Here is a 16,371-nt window from a genome sequence, read left to right as displayed (position 1 = left end):
AGTTTCACTTCTCCCCTCGCCCCTCACCCCCCCCGGGTTCGGCCGCGGCAAAACGACCGCACGGGTCACCCGAGCGGGTGCACTTCGTACCTCGGAACGCTGATGATCCCCTCGTCGCTCACGAGGCCGCACAGCGCCGGGTCGAGCAGGACGTCGGCCACGCAGCGCTGCTCCGACCCGAGGGCCATCAGGCCGCCGATGAGCCGCACCCCGTGGCTGTAGTCGACGTAGGTGTCCTCGTGCGGCAGCCGCCGCCGGAGCGACGTGTCCAGCGACTGCCACGGCTTGCCGTCCGCCTTGTAGAAGCCGTAGATCGCCAGCCGGCGCGCGTAGTGGTGCAACCGGTTCGTCACCACGACGTCCTTCTTGTGTCCCGCCAGCAGCTCGCCGAGCTCGCCGACCCGGTGCTGCTCGATGGCCAGCTGGTGGTCACGAAAGCGCTCCACCCGGGTGCCGTCCTGGGGATCGAACGGGATGGCCGTCTGCTTCCGCGAGGCGGCATAGATGTCCTTCACGAGCTTCTTCGTCGGCAGCACGCAGCCGCACGCATCCGCGACGCGCTGGGCGGTGACGCCGGTGAGCGGCATGCGCAGGAAATCGGTGTCCGAGCCGATGGCCAGGTAGTCGGCGCACACGTACGCGACGCCCCGCTTTCCGGCGGGCGCCTCCACCGTGACGCGATGGAAGCGGCGCAGGAAGCCGGGCACGTTCCCCCGCAGCACCTCCTGGAGAAAGAGCTCCTCCCGCGCCGCGAGCGACAGGCCCCGGACCTGCTCGTAGAACGTCGTGCCGGTCAGCGCGCCCGGATCGCGCGGCGGCAGCCAGTCGAGGCCCGTCCCGTCGAACACGGATGCCAGCTGCGCGGACGCGGGCTGCGCCTGGCTCGACGCGAAGAACGCCACGGCGCCCCCGGCGTCGTTCGCCCGGGCCGCCGCGACCGGCTCGGGGGTGGCCGTCACCGTGAACCGGAAGCCGCTCTGCGCGAACGTGTAGCTGCGGGTGCCGGCCACGTCGTAGCCCGGAGTCGCCATCGCCGTCGACCCGCCCGCCGCTCCCTGGAGCTCTGCCTGCGGCCCCGCCGCGCGCACCGCGCCTCCCGCGACCGCCCCCCGGCCGACGACGCCCAGGAGCGCTCGGCCCAGCGCGCGCGGCAGCTCGAGGGCGCAGGGCGGGCGCGGCAGCGCGCGCTGCATGGCGTCGCGCGTCTCGGGCCCGACCGCGCCGGTCACGGGCAACCCCATCTCCTGCTGGAAGATCCGCGTGGCCGCCTCGGTCTCCTCGCCGAAGTCGCCGTCCGCGCCGAACCGCGGCAGGATCCCGGCGCGCCACATCAACAGGTGCTGTTGCCAGGCCTTCACCTCGGGCCCCTTTGCGCCGCGCGCGAGCCCGCCGCCGGGCGGCGCGGCGCCGTAGTCGAGGCCCGGTATCCGGCCCGCGTGCGTCCAGCCGCGGTCAAGGGCCGGGAACACCCCGACGCCATGCGCGGTGTCGCGCGCCTCGATGGTGCGCCCGTCGCCCAGGCTCATGGCCACGTGGGCGTGCTCGGGGCGCCCGCCCGCGAACGGGTCCGCCGAGAAGCGGAACAGCAGGGCGCCGCGGGTCGCGATCGCCGTGTCCACCGGCATGAGCAGCCGCGCCGCCTTCACGTGGCGCGCCTGCATCCAGGAGCCGTCGGGCATCGTGGGCTCGACGGCGAGCTGGGCGCAGCCCCACTCGATGAGCTCGGAGCAATCGAATGCGGAGGGGTTGGGATCGGTCAGCCGCACCTCGTGGCCGAAGATGTATCTGTCGTCCGCCTGCGAGAGCAGCTTCTGGCAGAGCGCGTCGGCCGTGGGCAGCGGCTCGGACGTCACGGACCCGGCCTCGAGCCGGGCGAGGCGCCGCAGCTCGCTCACCGTTCCATTGAACAGGTTGGCGTCCACTGTGTTGGTCCGGATGCCCGGCATCACGGCCCTGGCGGTGATCTGCCAGAACGACCACGCGGACCAGGGGTCCCATGCGCTGAGCGGCTTCTTGTGCGCCCAGTCCGCCCAGTCCTTCGGGTTGGCCGGGGGCCTCGCCCGCAACGAGTCGAGTCCGTAGGTATAGTTCGCGATCCAGAGCGGGCAGTCGACGAACTCGGAGCTGCCGCCGAGGCAATCGTGCCAGAAGTCATGGCGGGTATAGAGGATGACCGAGCGGCCCGGGTAGCGCGACTTCACCTCCTGGACGAAGCGGCGGGTCCACACCTGAAGAGCCAGGGTGTCCTGCGACGTCCAGACATGGCCGTTGTTGCCCGCGTGCTGCGTCTCCTCGAGATCGAGCACGATGTCGAGCTCTCCGGGCTCGAGGTCGCCGACGACGCTGCAGAGCTTCTGCGCCTGCTCGGCGGCGTCGAGGCGCGGCGATGCGTAGTGATAGTACCCCCGGAGGAGCCCGCAGCGCGCGGCCTCGGCGCGGTTGGTTGCGAACTTTCTGTCGACCCCCTCCGTCCCGTACGTCGCCCGGATGAAGACGAAATCGAGCCGTGAGGCGAACGCGTCCCACTCGATAATTCCCTGGTGGACCGAGACATCAGCACCGCTCAACATAGGCTCCCACCTCCCCCGCACGCGCTGAGCGCGGCCTCGTGTCCAAGAGCCGTGCCCTGCGTGCGCGCTCTTACGCTCATGTCGCGCCGCCCGGGTGACGTGATCCCCCGGGGTAGTTCAATTGCTATCGCGGGGCGGCGTGTCCGTCGAGCAAGGTCGCCTTTGCGGAGCGTACGTCCGTGCGGTCATGGCGGCTGTGCTGATGGCGGGGGCGGCACGATGGCCGAACCGGCTGGCCGCACGTCGTTATTATGCAGGAGCTACTGGCGCGGCGAAGGCGGGCAACGCGATAGCACGCCTCAAAGGAAGGAGTCCTGCAATAGCCGCTGCAGAAAGGTCAGGCATTGCGGACCGGGCATGGCGATCGGCACGGGTTGCGACGAGCTGCCAGGGAATGCGACGAGCCGCTGCGAGCCCGCCCTCCACGCCGCCATCACCCTTCGCCGGCCGTCGCAAGCACAAGCGCCCATCCCGTGTCGATCCACCGCGTCGATGCCCGCGGCGTCCCCTCGAGATAGCGCAGCCGATTGACCCGCTGTTCGTCCAGCAGTCCGCCGTTTTTCCTGACGTCGTCGCGCGCGACGATCACCCACGCGAGATCGGTCAGCGACACCGTCCGCTCCGCGAAGCCGCCCGGGCCACCGTCGATGCGCAGCCCACCTCCGTCGGCCCGGCCGACGATCCTGCACCGCCCGCCGTCCCGCTCCACGAAGGCGCCCGCGCCGGGCCGCCGGAGCAGCTCCTCCACGAGTGCCCGCGCGCGCTCGCGGGTCCCCGCCGGGAGCGATCGGGACACCGCGCGGCCTGATCCCAGGGCGCGGTACGCGGCATGGTCGATTCCCGGACAGGCCCAGAGCCCCTCCTCATCGAGGTAACGGGCCACGCCAAGGTATCGCCAGGCGGGCTCGCCGGGCGGCCGCGCGAGCACGAAGGCCGTCTCCCCAGGACGGCGCTCCTGGGCTGGCACCGGCGATCGAATGCGATCGGGCGTGACCAGCGCTCCGGGCGTCTCCAGACAGAAGAAGAGGTGACCGCCGACACGGCCGCTCCGCGGCGGCTCCTCCAGCCCGAACGCGCGGGCTGCGGCCTCGTCGTCCTCGAAGCGCTCGCCGGCGCTCGGGCCGATGTCCTCGGGGCAGACCACCTCGACCAGGAGCGCGATAGGCACCGTCTCGACCGTGGCCTCGTACGACGGCCCGTCTGGATTGTCCGAGCGGAGCCGCCAGCCCGACCGATCGCGCACGATCCGCTTGATCTGGTAGGCAAACCCCAGATCGCGATCGGGTACCTGAAGCAGCGCCACCCTACCGTCCAGCGCACCGTACGAGGCGCCGCGCGCAAACCTCATGATCAGCCAGTCCCCGTCGCGGATCGGACGCTGCCCGCCGTCCATCGAGTCGCCCGAAGCGCGCACCGCAAAGAGCCCATCGCCACGCGCGGCCACGATCGGGAGCCGCACCGTCTCGGCATCGGGAGAGAGCTCCGTCGGCGCGCCCGCGGCGCCGGCCGCCGCGCGTAGATCGGGGAAAGCGATGAGCGCGCCGCGCGGCGCCGTGGAGATCCCTTCGGGGCTCTCCGGCTCGACCCATAGCCCATCGGGCGAGCGGACGAAGCGCACGTGGAACGCCGTTCCGGGGCGGCCGGCGGCGAGGCCGAACCAGCGGCGCATCAGATCCGGGAGTTCGTTGCGCTGCGAGCCCACGCGGTGCGCGACGTTGCAGAACTCCTTCATGAAGCGGAAGCGCCACACCTCGCCGTCCGGAAGGCGGACGTCGACGTCCCCTGAAGGGCGGTCAGGACGGGCTGCGCGCGAGGGCAGCTTGAGGATGGGGTCGCGCTTGTTCCACAGCACCTTGGCCGAGAACGACGCGCCGGAGCCGTCCTCGCGGTGGCGCGCGCGGTACATGGCGAGCCGGTAGTCGACGAGCTCCCGCGTCATCGCGGCAAAGGCCTCCTCGTCGCCTGGAGGACAGGAGAGCTTCGAGACGAAGCGGTCCCCGTCGAGCGCGAACCAGCGGCGGCCTCGCGCGCCCGTCCACGCGGCGATGGGGTTCTCCTTCCAGTAGCTGACGAAGCGCGGCTCGTCGAATCTCCGGCCGCCGCCCAGCTCGGCCACGCCGTCGAGATCGCGGGAGAGCTCCGGAGAGCGGGCGAGAATGGATTGGCTCCTGCGCGCGAGCTCGACGATCGAGATCCCGTCGAAGAGGGCGCCCGTCTCGAGAAGCGCTTCGAGCGTGACCATCTTGTAACACTTGCTCATCGCGGTGACCTCGAGCTCCCGGAGCCACGCGCCGGCGGCGCGAAGGACCTCGAGCTCCAGCGTGCTGAGATCACCTTCGGAAGCCACGAAATCGAACCAGCCCTGGTGGGCTGGCCGCAGCGTGGCAGGCCGGTAGCCCATCCGGAACAGCTCGCCGGCCGTCGGGCGCTCGCCGCGCGCGTCGCGGAGATCGCGGTACGCGCGCTCCGCCTCGCTCTTCCCGCGGGCAGGAAGCAGGCTGAGCAAGAGCTCTTTGGCCTCGAGATCGAGGTCCACCGTGCAGCCCGGCGGCAGGCGCGCGGTGCGGATGCCGCCGAGGAAGTCGCGCAGATCGGACGGCTCGGAGCCGAGCGAGACCAGCGTCCGCACTCGGTCGAGAAAGACGCGGTGATTGCCCACGAAGTCGAGCACGGTGAGGCGCGCCTTCCCGCCCGCGACGCGCAGGCCGCGGCCGAGCTGCTGCAAGAAGACGACCGGCGACTCCGTGGGACGGAGCATCACCACGCGATCGACGTTCGGCAGATCGATGCCCTCGTTGAAGAGATCGACAGCGCACAGCGCATCGAGCTCGCCAGTGATGAGATCCGCCAGGGCCTCCTCGCGCGGCGCCGATTCCGGACCGGAATGGACCGCGGCGACGCGAACACCTCGGGCGGCAAGGAAGTCGCAGGCATGGTGCGCGTGCCGGATCGAGCAGCAGAACACGAGCGTGCGCTCCCCCGGGTGCGCCTGCCATGCGCGCCACATCTGCTCGAGGCGTCGATCCGTGTCGATGGCCTTCTCCAGCTCTCCTGGATCGAACCTCCGGTTCTGGAAGGTGACAGCGCGGTAATCGGTCTCGTCCCTCAGGCCGAAATATGCAAAGGGGACGAGCAGCTTCCGCTCGATGCCGGCGCCGATGTCCGCCCGGTAGGCGACGTGATCGTCGAACAGCCCGACGACATCCGCGCCGTCGGCGCGCTCGGGTGTGGCGGTCAGGCCGAGCAAGAAGGCCGGATCGAGCCGGTCCAGGATGGCGCGGTAGCTCGGCGCGGTGCCGTGATGGACCTCGTCCACGATGGCGTAGTCGAAGCTCCCCGGGGCGAGGCGCGCGAGGTGCTCGGGACGGGACAGCTTCTGCACCGAGGCGAAGACCACATCGCCGGCCAGCTCACCGGCGCTTCCGGCGCACCAGCCGAAGCGCGCAGCGCCGCCCCGCAGGAGGCGACGGAAGGTCCGGGCGGCCTGGACGAGGAGCTCCTCGCGGTGGGCGAGCACGAGGACGCGCGGACGGCGGCCGTGGTGCTCGGCCCAGGCCTCGACGTCGAGCGCGGCGAGGTACGTCTTGCCGAGGCCGGTGGCGAGCACCACGAGCGCGCGACGCCGCCCCTCCTCGGCGCGGCTCCGGTGAAGCGCGGCGAGCGCCTCGCGCTGGACGGGGTGCGGCGGAGGCGGGGGCTCGGTGGGCTCGGCGTCCTCCTCGCCGGGCGGCAGGCCCACAGTGGCCTGCCGCGCGCGTCCGGCGTAGCTCTCGACCCAGTCGGCCGTGAGCGGCCGGGCGCGGGACCACCAGCGCTCGAAGGCGTCGGCGGCGGCCCGGTAGGCGTCCGGATCGCGCTGGCGGTCGACGCGGAGGTTCCACTCAATGCCGTGACCGAGCGCGGCGAGGGAGATGTTGCTCGATCCGACGAACACGGCGCCGAAGCCCGGGCCCTCGAAGCGCCACGACTTGGGGTGGAACGAGCGGATCTTGCCGGGAAGCGTGTCGACCTCGACCACGCGCGCCTCGAAGCTGCCCCAAGTACTTTCGGCGCCCGAAAGGGCGGCGTTGCCGCCGGCCCAGTCGAGCAGCTCGGCGAGGGCCGTGGCTTGCGTGATGTGGAGGTAATCGCCGGTGACGAGCCGGACGCGAGCGCCGCGCGCGAGGGCCGCGAACACGTGGCTCTCCAGCACATCGAGGCCGCGCTCCTGGACGAAGGCCGAGACGATGGCGATGTCGGTCGCGCGCGCGAAGACCGGCGCGAGGTGGCGCAAGAAGGGGTCCTCGGCGCCGCCGGTCGCGAGCGGCGGCGCTCGCCCGGCAAGGTAGTTCCCCCGGCCCGGGATGACGTGGCGCACGCCGCCGCGCGGGTCGTCCACGTCGCCGCGGAAGCGCGGGATCACGTGGACGTGCAGGTGCATCACGGTCTGCCCTGCGGCCTCGCCAGCGTTGATCCCGACGTTGTAGCCGTCCGGGTGGAGCTCGGCGTCGAGGTCCCGCTTGACCATGTCGACCAGCTCGAAGATCGCGACGCGCTCCTCGGCGGTGGCGTCGAACCACGTCGGGACGAGCCGGCGCGGGACGACGAGCGTATGGCCGAGGCTGACCGGGAAGCGGTCGCGCAGCGCGAAGGCGAGCGCGTTGCTCGCCACCCAGGCGGACTCGGGGGCATCAAGGAACGGGGAAGTCACCGGCCGGGGGATCATACTTCGGAGCGGGCGCGAGGTGTCTTCTGGTCGCCGTCACGTGTTACTTCCCGAGGAGCTCGTTCATGGCTACCCCGGCAGCGGCGTGACGTCGCGGCGGAAGCACAGCATAAACAGCACGTGACTTTCCGAAAGGGAGCATGGCTGGGGATCGACGTCGGCTCATCACGGAGCAAGGTCGTGAACCTGTGCCTCATCGCATCCGACGGCACAGGAACCGTCACGGTGACGTTCGAGCGCGGTCAGGTTCGTGAGGCACCTGGGGATGCAAGATGGCCGGCGAACAACGCGGCAGGCTTCCTGGATCTCGCTCGCAGCACCTGGCTCACTCCAGCGGTCGAGCTGGGCGTGCGTAACATTCTCGATCGCTCAGCGCTGGTGCGGCAATGGTCGGCCCGCCTGTGCGACAAAGGTGGTGTGTACGGGGCGGCGGTGGATGCGCCCTGCGGTTTCGCGAGGCCAGGCGAGCAGCAACGAGACACCGAGTCGGTGGCAGTGAACTCGTTCAAGACCCCTGCCCGCACGGAGTTCCTGGCCCAGATGCGCCACTTCGCGACCACCGAGAGCGAAACGCCACTTCAGCAGCGATATTTCTGGAAGCTGGTCGGACTCGTCGTACTCCGCGACCTACTTGCGCGGGCAGGCGTATTGCCCTTTGAGGCTGGCGTCGAGCAGATAGCAACGCTTTGCATCGCGGGTTTAGTCGACGGAGGCCACGGAGCTCTCGAAGTCGAGGGGCCGCGTGCCGGCGAGGTGAGAGTCCGCGAGGCGTTCCCGAGCGACACCTATGCTCGCGCCAACGGTCAACGCGGCGTGCTCGCCGGCGATGCGCGGGCCTTGCTCGAGCGTCTGGCCGCCGTGACCTGGGATTTCACAGGAAACCAGCTCGGACGCGCCTCCAGCACTCCGACCAAGCAGATGCAGCAGCGCCTCGAAGCCCAGCGGGCGAGCGTGTCCTCCGAGCTTCGTCGAGGCGGCACCGTTCGGTCCATGGTTAAGATTCCCGGCGATCCAAGCTGGGCCGACCTCTGGGACGCATTCGCTTGCGCGTTCGTCGTCGCCTGTGAGGCACATGGTGCGGCCGTGTTCCTCGGCACCGATTCCCTGCGGCTCCGAGCCGAGGGCGCCATCCTCGCCCCCCGTGCCGGCCTCCCCTTCGAGTAGATGTCACATGACCTTGGGGACTGAAGAGGCGGAGCTCGGGTTGGTTTGGAAGCTCCCCGAGGAGTTCCATCCCAAGGCATGACGGCGAACACCATTCGCCACGTGTAAGTACTATTTCAAGAATTCAGCGGAGAAGAAGAGATTCGAACCCCTGGTTGAGTTGCCCCAACGGCGGTTTTCAAATACGATGGTTTTGGGGTCCTCCGCCGGCGAATTCGCGATAGATAGCAAGCACTTACGTATGACACAAAACCGCCGGACGCCCGCCTTGCCAGAAGTTTGCCAGAACTCGGCGGGTGTTCGTGATGCCTACCCTTCCCGTAGAGCCTCCAGACGATGCCCGCGGAGCCCGAGCCCCGGGAGCCAGCAGCTCATGCGTCGGGCGGCCTCCCCTGGCTCCGCAGCACGTTGCCCACGATGTCGCCCTCGCCGTAGACGCGGCCGTTGATCCGGACGACGCGGCTCCCCGAACCCATCGCCGCGCGTAGCTCGTTCGCGCCGTCCTGCGGAACGTTGACGAGGAACTCCGCCCCGCACGCGAGCAACGTCTCGTCCGACGGCCAGTGGTCCCCCTTCTTCTCTGCGGCGGCCTGCTCCGCTAGCGGCAGCACGCAGACGAGCTCGGCCTGGGCGTCCTCCTCATCGTAGCCCTCCATATTTTCATGGAACGCCTGAGCGTCGTCGGCGTTCCGAGCTACCACGAACCAGTCCTCGTCGTGGTCGTCGGTCTCGCACCAGTAGAGCTTCCACTTCGACCAGTACACGTCGACGCCGCTCCAGAACGGGGGCACCGTCCTCGACTCTTCCTCGTTCTCGTTCGTCTCGACGTCGTCCAGGAAGTGCGCCTCATCACCGGCGAGCCCCTGCGTGGGCAGGTGGTCGTAGGCGATGACGTCGCCAAGGCTTTGGTGGTTCACGAGCACGCCTCGGGCGAGGTTGCCGCGCGAGACCTCGACGAAGGCGTCGGCGTAGACGATGACCGGACCGAAGATGTCGGTAGCTCTCGCGATCTCGTGGAGCCGATCCCGACACCGCGCCGCAGCCTCGGCGACATCACGCGCCTCGACAACGATCTGGAAGGTCCCCTCCTCGTCGGTCTCGTTGTCGATGAAGTCGAAGCACCCGATGAAGAGGACTGCCCCGTTCTCGATGGTCATCGGTGACCCTCCTGCGCGTGCGCGTTGCCTCAGCGACCCGGACGCACTTGCCGGCGGAGGCGCGGCCCAGGATAGTCGTCACCCGACGTACCTCAAGCTTCACGGTGCCGTTGGGTGGGCTAGAAAGAGCGGCCGATCTCGGCGCGCTCTCCCCCGTGTCAGCGCGGGAGAAACTCGTGCCCCGTGGAGTCGGTCTCGAAGATCCGGATGTACCGCTCCGTCACCTGAACCGCACAGTGCCCGAGCCAGACGCTGACCTGCTTGATGCTCGCGCCGTTCTTGTGCATCGCGCTGGCCCATGCCCGCCGCAGGTCGTGGATCGAGAACTTCGGCAGCTTCGCGGCCTTGCGGACGCGCTGGATCTCGTTCCACACGGACTTGTCGTCGAGCGCGATCTTATCGCGAACGCCGACGAAGGCGAGCAAGGCGTCGATCGTGTTCTTCGAGACCGGGATGTCGCGGTACCGGTACCCCTTCGTGGTCCAGTTCCTCTTCGGCGTGATCGTCAACATGCCGCGCTGCACGTCGATGTCGCTGGGCTCGTAGTGGCGCGCCTCGTCGATGCGGATCGCGCTGCCCGCCGTGAGCCGGAAGAGCGCCGCGTACCCGAGCTTCGCGATCTCGTCGGCCTTCGCGAGGAAGATGTCGACCTGCTTCGGCGACAGCGCCAGGGCGTTCGGCTTCGGCCGCGGCTCGCGAAGCTTGAGCTCCTCGAAGTCCTCGTGCTTGAACGGGTTCTTGTCGATGTGCCCCTCACGCTTGGCGAACGCGAACATCCGCCGAATCGGCGTCAGGTCGCGGTTGACCGTCGCGGCCGACACCTCGGCCGAGCGCTCGCGAACGTAGGCCGACATCACCTTGAACGTCACCTGGTCCGTGCGCGTGATATTCTTCTTCTCCATCGCCTCGACGAAGAACGCGACACGATGGGCGTACGAGTTGGCCGTCTTCTTCGTGTGCCTCGGCGGCCGGCAGTGCTCGGCGTAGAGCATCGCGAGCGCGCTCAGGAGCGGCGGGTCAGGCACCGGAGCTCGCGCTTCAGCTCCTCCGCGTTCTGCGGCAGCGTCTTCTGACGCGCGCCGGGCGGCGAGTTCGTCGAGCTTGCGCTGGGCCTCGACGCGATCGGCCGTGCCGAGGGAGACCTCGCGACCGTTGAGCCAGCCGGTCCAGAACTTGTTCTTGCCGCGCCTTCTGGCGAGATGATGCTGGCCAAAGATGTGTTTCCGTTTCGGCATGGTGCAGTCCACTTCAAGGCCCCGATCCGCGAGACCTCGAGCATGTGCGTCACGCTCTCGGCGTCGACGCGGAGCTGTCGCTTGATCCGGTAGGCGACGAGCTCGCCGCGCTTGATGAGGCGGCGAACCGTCCGGGTGGACACGCCGAGAACGGCGGCTACCTCAACGACCGGAAGAAGATGCGGGAGACCGACGCTGCGAGCGCGGGCCCCTCTGTTGCTCTTATCCCGCGGCGCGACCGGGGCTTGCTCCCCAGGCGCCGCCGCGGCGAGTTGCGGCTCGCTCTCCTCGATGAGGGCGTGCCCGTTCATCTCGCTCATCTTCCTCACGTTCGATCCGCGCCCGACTTGTCGACGACGAGCGCGCGCGGCTGGACGAGGTCCTCACGCACTCGGCGGGCCGCCGGCCCGTGCGCCTCGAACGCGATGGCGACGTTACTCCTGGCCAGCTTGCCGGCGTCGAGGCAGAGCCTGCACTCCACGCACGGCTTGCCCCTCGTCTCAGCGGGGCACGGGACGATCTCCATGTTCGACCCCGGCAGGGCGAACGCCTTGTCGGAGGGGAACTCGTCGAAGACGATCGCCGCCGCGTGTCCCGCGGCACGCGCTGCCTGGATGTCCTGCGGCTGCTTCACCGACGCGACCACCGAGATTGAACGCCACGCATCGCGTGGCACCTCACGCCAAGCGTGCGTGAAGGACCAGACGGCGCCGCTGCGGTCACGCCGGCGGTCCGCAGCACCGGCCAGCAACCTGGCCCCCGCGGCGGAGCCGACGTCGCCCCCCACATGAAGCCGCAGGTCACGACCGCCCCGGGCGCCGCCTTGAGGGACTTGCCCCTTGTCGAAGGCGCTGTCGATGAAACGGATGTCCTCGGCGACCGCTTGGTCGTCCGTCAGACCCCGCGCCGCCGCGTCGAGCTTCCGGGCCGTGAAGCGAGCGAAGCCGGCCTCGGCGAAGCAGCCGCTGCCCTTGAAGGGGCACGTGGCGCTGCACGTGGCCACGATGGACACGTCGGTCGTCGACACGAACGGGCCGCGCGCGCGGGGACGCAGACGGCTCCCGGTCGGGAGGCGCTCGATGAGAGCCAGCTTCCGGTTGTAGCTCACAGGCACGAACCGCGAGGCCCCCGCGGCGCTCGGAGGAGGAGGGGGCTCGGTCGAGCCGTGGCGCACCAGCAGGTGCACCCGCATGGCTGCGCGCAGCGCGGCTGGTCCTGCAGGATGTCGAGGGCTCATCGCCTCGAACTTCCAGGATCATGCTCCGGCAGTCAGCGGTGCGCGGACGGTGGACCCGCAGGTCCACCAGGCGTGCGGAGCCCACCTCCGCCCTTCCGCGCGTGCTTGACGTACTGACGCTCTTGATCGCGCGCCGGTGCTGGAGGACAACGCCGCCATGCCCAAGAGGCCCTCGAAGCTGAAGCCTACTCGTCGCGCCGGCAAGCCGTCCGGTAGCGGAGGCCGGGATCGTGCCGTCACCGGGGTGAATGCCTCGTCCAGTCGTAACGACCGCCGGCAGAAGACGAAGCACGACGACACCCCGGGCCAGCGCAAACCGAAACAACGACCCCTCCACGAGCCGCCTCTCGAACCCGCCGCGAGCGTGAGCGACCAAGTAGTGCAGCCGGTGCTTGCACCAAAGGACCTGACTCCTGCGACTGCGCAACAGCAGGCAGAGGAGCTGCTCGAGAAGCTCGCTGGGGTCGCGTTCGGCTATTACCAAGCCGCGTTGGACGATATGTGGGTCCATCGTAGAGCAGCGCACATCGATCTACTGTACACCGCCAGAATCCTCCAAGCGGTCGCACGTGCAAACGACGGAGATGATGGCGTGTGGCTGGAAACACAAGCCCGGAGGGCCAAGGATTACCTGGACGAGCACCGCGATGATCCCCGTCCTCCAGATGCAAGATCTCGCCCGGTCCTGTCGTACGAGCGACCCGAGGCAGCGAACCATATGAAGCGGTTCGTAGTTCAGAAGCTCCAAAATTTCTCGGTCGATGGACGGGTGCCCTATCACTTGAGTTCTAAGGTGTCCGACCTGATCGCCGAGGTCATGGTCGGTAACCTGGTCGGCGGGGGAGCGGTCGAGCTTGCCTGGGAATTCCTCCCCGAGTTGCGACAGGATCTCGGCGATGATGCCTCTACACGCGCTCATGTAGCCCACGAGGTTAGCCGCATCATCAAGAACGCGGAGCCGTACGAGTTCGAGGCGACGGCCAAAGCCGTCGTGCGCAGGGTGCTTCGAGAGCTGGGCTATAAGTCCACCAAGGGCCTCTTCGACTTCGCGCGCAAGGCCGAAGCTCTGCAAGACGCTGGGCCGCGGCAGCGGCGATCTGTACGGGCGACCAAAGATGCAGACCAGGCCGCAGCGTGCACGCAAGCGACGGCGGAAACGTCCGACAGCACTCCGCCGTCCGAGCGGAACGCGTAGCCGCCGTCCGCCAGCGGAGCGGACAGCCTTGGGGCTCTCCGCTTACAAAGCGGAGAGCAGGGCGAACAAGCCGTCGATGATTTTCACGCCAGTCAGTCTCCATATCCTGCGGGGGAAATGCACTCAGCTCCCCGCCGGCTACAACCAACGCCGCCTGCTTGTTCAGCCCAGCACTGTGGGAACTGCGGCACTTCCGGCCTCCGAACGGTCGCCCTGAACTGCCCGAAGCGGGACTGCGGCGAGACGATCCTCGACAACACGACGGCCTCGGACGCAGAACTCCGGGCCGGGGCTACGCGTGAGCAGACGTGCCCCCGCTGTGGCACGTTCGGCGAACCGATCGAGATGATCGAGTGCCCCGGCTGCGCGAAACCGGTGCGGGCCGAGGCCGAGGTTACCTCGCCCCTCTGCGGTGAAGCGACGGGGCAGAGCGCCGGCCAGGCCGGGGCTGGCGTGCCGCAGATCGAGATCTCCGTCGACGAGGAGTTCTCGAAACTCATCCCGCCGCTCTCGCCGGAGGAACTTGCTCAGCTCGAGCGCCACCTCCTGACTGAGGGATGCCAGGATCCGCTCCTCGTGTGGGACGATGGGCAGCAGCGGCTCCTGCTCGACGGGCACAACCGGTACGAGATCTGCCGGCGCCATCGCATCCCCCACACCGTGCGGACCATCCATCTGTCCGACCGGGACACGGCGCGCACGTGGATCCTGGAACACCAGCTCGGCCGTCGCAATCTCACGCCGGAGGCTCAGGCGTACCTGCGGGGAAAGCTCTATCGCAGCTACAAGCGCCAGGGGGCCCGGACGGACCTGCCCGCTGGTCAGTCTGACCAGAGGTTCACGACGGCAGAGCAGCTCGCCGCCGCGCATCATGTCGGCGAGAAGACGATCCGACGGGATGCCCAGTTCGCCGAGCAGCTCGACCAGCTCGCCGAGGCCGTCGGCTCGGACATCAAGCTCGCGGTGCTCGCGCGCGACGCGAAGATCTCGCGCGCCGATGTTGGCCGGATCCTCAAGCTCGACTCGTCGATCCGTAACCGCATCGTCGCGCGGAGCCGGGAAGGCGAGCCGGCCGCTCGCCTGATCAAAGAGGCCTTGGCGGGCGCCGGCCCCCGCGAGCGGCCTTCTCCAGCTGCGTCTGCAGCCGAGCCGGCGGCGGATACGCGCCGCAGCGCCATCCAGCCTGAGGTGCTGACAGGCGCGACAATGATGCCGGTGGACGCCGAGGAGTCGCCTCTCACCACCGTGCTTCGCTCTGCCTGGCCCGAGAGCAAAGATGCTTTCGATGTCGTCGAGCAGCACTCAGTGGTTAAGGTGATCGGGGTACTAGCCGAGGTGGAGCAAGCTTTGAACCAGATTGCGCCTGGCGAGATCCAGGCCGCTATCCTGCTGTCGATCCGTGAGCGCCTCGAGAAGGTTCAGTTGGCCCTGCAGGTCCATGAGGCCGTCCATGGATGAGCTGATCGTGCCGACCACAGACGCCCGCTCGACTCCACACTTGGCGGGTCTATCTGTTCGCCGTTTTCCCCTTCTCGGCGTCCGGACGCGTCCGAGTTTCGCTCGGTGATGGAACCGGGGCGAGATGGCCACATGCGGATCAAGAGCTGGCTCGAGATGTACCATACGGTCTGGTTCAAGCTTCATGTGCATGTCCCTGAACTTTACCTCTGCAAGTGTGAGTTAGACATTGAGCCGCCTTGGCCGCGGGGCCGGTGTTCGTAGGCAAGCGTGCAATTGCCTCGGTAGCCCGACGGAGCCGATAGGGCTTATCCCAGTTCGAGCGTAGCTGCGGAGCATTGGTTATCCCGTTTCAAATAGTGACAGCACGCATCTTGGCTTTAGAAAAATATAGGAGATAGAGCCACTGTCACAGTGGACGATGAGAGCACGTAATCAACATCTATGACGCTGTTAGCGTCGCCACTTTTCATGGAGATCCGAATGGCCAAGAAAAGAGATTCCAGGAAGAACAAGGATGCGACGACTGGAACTGACGAGTCGCGCTCTGCGCGGATGCGCGTCCACACTGGCGCGGCTCCATCGGTTGAGAGAGCTGGTGCTCCGCAAGAACCCCTTGGATCCGCGGGCGAGCGGCTCTACACGCCCGAGGAGATCGGGGCCATGTATGGCATCACGGCCGACGAGGTCATGGCGATCGCCGAAGGGCTCGGCATCACCGGGGATCCTCGGTACGGCAGATGGGTCCCATCAGAATCCCCTCGCAGCAAGTCTGAAGAGCGGATTCCCATCTCTACCCACGTGGGCCCTGTCGCGCGCGCGAACGTCGAGCACATGCTGCCCCAGATCGACGATCAGATCAAGGAGTTCATCGTCAAGAGCGTCGAAGCGGGTCCGGGCTTCACGATTCTGGTGTACGATCCGACGAAGCCATTCACAGGGCAGATCCAGTTCGATGAGGAGCTCGAGCTCATAGCACATGCGGAAGGCACGCCGCTTGCCGCGTTGCTTCCGACGGAGACCGTTCTGGGGCTCCTCGAACACTTCGAGCGGACGCCGGACCTGCTGACGACGCTCGAGCAGTTGAAGGCGCCTAGGGATGGAACGCGAGTGCCCATCGTGCTGATAAATGGCCCTGTCCTCGGTTTTCACGAAGTCGTTCTGGTCCGTAACGACTTCGCGATGATTCCCGGTGTTGACGTGCAGCAGCTTCCAGGGTCCGATGGATACGAGCTCTCGCTCGCTGGAGTCATCAAGGCGCTCTGCGAAACTGACATCCAAGATGTCAATCCTGGGTGGCCCACCGAGCGGGTCCGCCGTGCCCGAGCAAGGGCGGTTGCTGCTATCGAGGCAGAGCGCGTGAAGCCCAGGCCGCGTTCGGTGAACGAGGTGCTCGTCGACACGTTCGGAGGCGATCGATTGCGACACGCGTTCAAGATCCGAGGTGCGGCGGGCGTCGTGGAGATGATTGACTCGGTTCTGCGCACGATCAACTGAGGTCCAAGACGGCCACAGAGCTACTGGCGCCCGACCAGTACTCCAAGACTAACATAGCGAGTCTCTCGTGAGCTCGGCCCTCGTGGAAGGGCGCGCTGGTCCAGCGTAAACGGGCGGTTCTGCGTCCCACGCCCGGGTCAGGCGCACCGGAGA

The 16,371-nt window shown here is 68.1% G+C and carries 10 protein-coding genes; 4 read left to right on the top strand and 6 right to left on the bottom strand.

What is annotated here, in order from left to right:
- Positions 1-65: 65 nt before the first annotated feature.
- Together WMF14_RS44380 and WMF14_RS44375 are read right to left on the bottom strand one after the other, a co-directional pair.
- On the bottom strand, positions 66-2,570 hold the full coding sequence (locus tag WMF14_RS44380; protein ID WP_437796492.1) for a GH25 family lysozyme: 2,505 nt from the start codon (positions 2,568-2,570) through the stop codon (positions 66-68).
- A 433-nt stretch (positions 2,571-3,003) separates the two neighbouring features.
- Entirely contained in the window at positions 3,004-7,260 is a 4,257-nt protein-coding gene (locus WMF14_RS44375; RefSeq protein ID WP_437796490.1) for a DEAD/DEAH box helicase family protein, read from the bottom strand.
- Positions 7,261-7,455: 195 nt separating this feature from the next.
- Between WMF14_RS44375 and WMF14_RS44370 the strand changes: the two genes are divergently transcribed.
- On the top strand, positions 7,456-8,439 hold the full coding sequence (locus WMF14_RS44370; protein ID WP_437796488.1) for a hypothetical protein: 984 nt from the start codon (positions 7,456-7,458) through the stop codon (positions 8,437-8,439).
- A gap of 371 nt (positions 8,440-8,810) precedes the next feature.
- Here the strand turns inward: WMF14_RS44370 and WMF14_RS44365 are convergent, their stop codons facing one another.
- The 4 genes from WMF14_RS44365 to WMF14_RS44350 form a co-directional block, all read right to left on the bottom strand.
- On the bottom strand, positions 8,811-9,596 hold the full coding sequence (locus tag WMF14_RS44365; protein ID WP_437796486.1) for a hypothetical protein: 786 nt from the start codon (positions 9,594-9,596) through the stop codon (positions 8,811-8,813).
- Between the two features lie 158 nt (positions 9,597-9,754).
- A complete protein-coding gene (locus tag WMF14_RS44360; protein WP_437796484.1) occupies positions 9,755-10,621 on the bottom strand; it encodes a tyrosine-type recombinase/integrase in 867 nt (288 codons plus the stop codon).
- On the bottom strand, positions 10,600-11,151 hold the full coding sequence (locus WMF14_RS44355) for a helix-turn-helix domain-containing protein (protein WP_437796481.1): 552 nt from the start codon (positions 11,149-11,151) through the stop codon (positions 10,600-10,602). The genes WMF14_RS44360 and WMF14_RS44355 overlap by 22 nt, the downstream gene beginning before the upstream one ends.
- A gap of 5 nt (positions 11,152-11,156) precedes the next feature.
- Entirely contained in the window at positions 11,157-12,068 is a 912-nt protein-coding gene (locus WMF14_RS44350; protein WP_437796479.1) for a DUF7227 family protein, read from the bottom strand.
- 136 nt (positions 12,069-12,204) lie between these two features.
- On the opposite strand from WMF14_RS44350, the gene WMF14_RS44345 reads away from it, so the two are divergent.
- From WMF14_RS44345 to WMF14_RS44335, 3 genes are all read left to right on the top strand, one after another.
- Positions 12,205-13,263, top strand: coding sequence for a hypothetical protein (locus WMF14_RS44345; protein WP_437796477.1), 1,059 nt, complete (start codon positions 12,205-12,207; stop codon positions 13,261-13,263).
- 345 nt (positions 13,264-13,608) lie between these two features.
- Complete coding sequence (locus WMF14_RS44340) at positions 13,609-14,721, top strand: hypothetical protein (protein WP_437796476.1); 1,113 nt, start codon at positions 13,609-13,611, stop codon at positions 14,719-14,721.
- A gap of 483 nt (positions 14,722-15,204) precedes the next feature.
- Positions 15,205-16,218, top strand: coding sequence for a hypothetical protein (locus tag WMF14_RS44335; RefSeq protein ID WP_437796474.1), 1,014 nt, complete (start codon positions 15,205-15,207; stop codon positions 16,216-16,218).
- The last annotated feature ends 153 nt before the right edge of the window (positions 16,219-16,371 follow it).

It is taken from the genome of Sorangium sp. So ce693, assembly GCF_051521375.1.
Taxonomy (GTDB): Bacteria; Myxococcota_A; Polyangia; order Polyangiales; family Polyangiaceae; genus Sorangium; species Sorangium atrum.
Note: the sequence above shows the minus strand (reverse complement) of the source record. Positions and strands in the feature narration are given on the sequence as shown.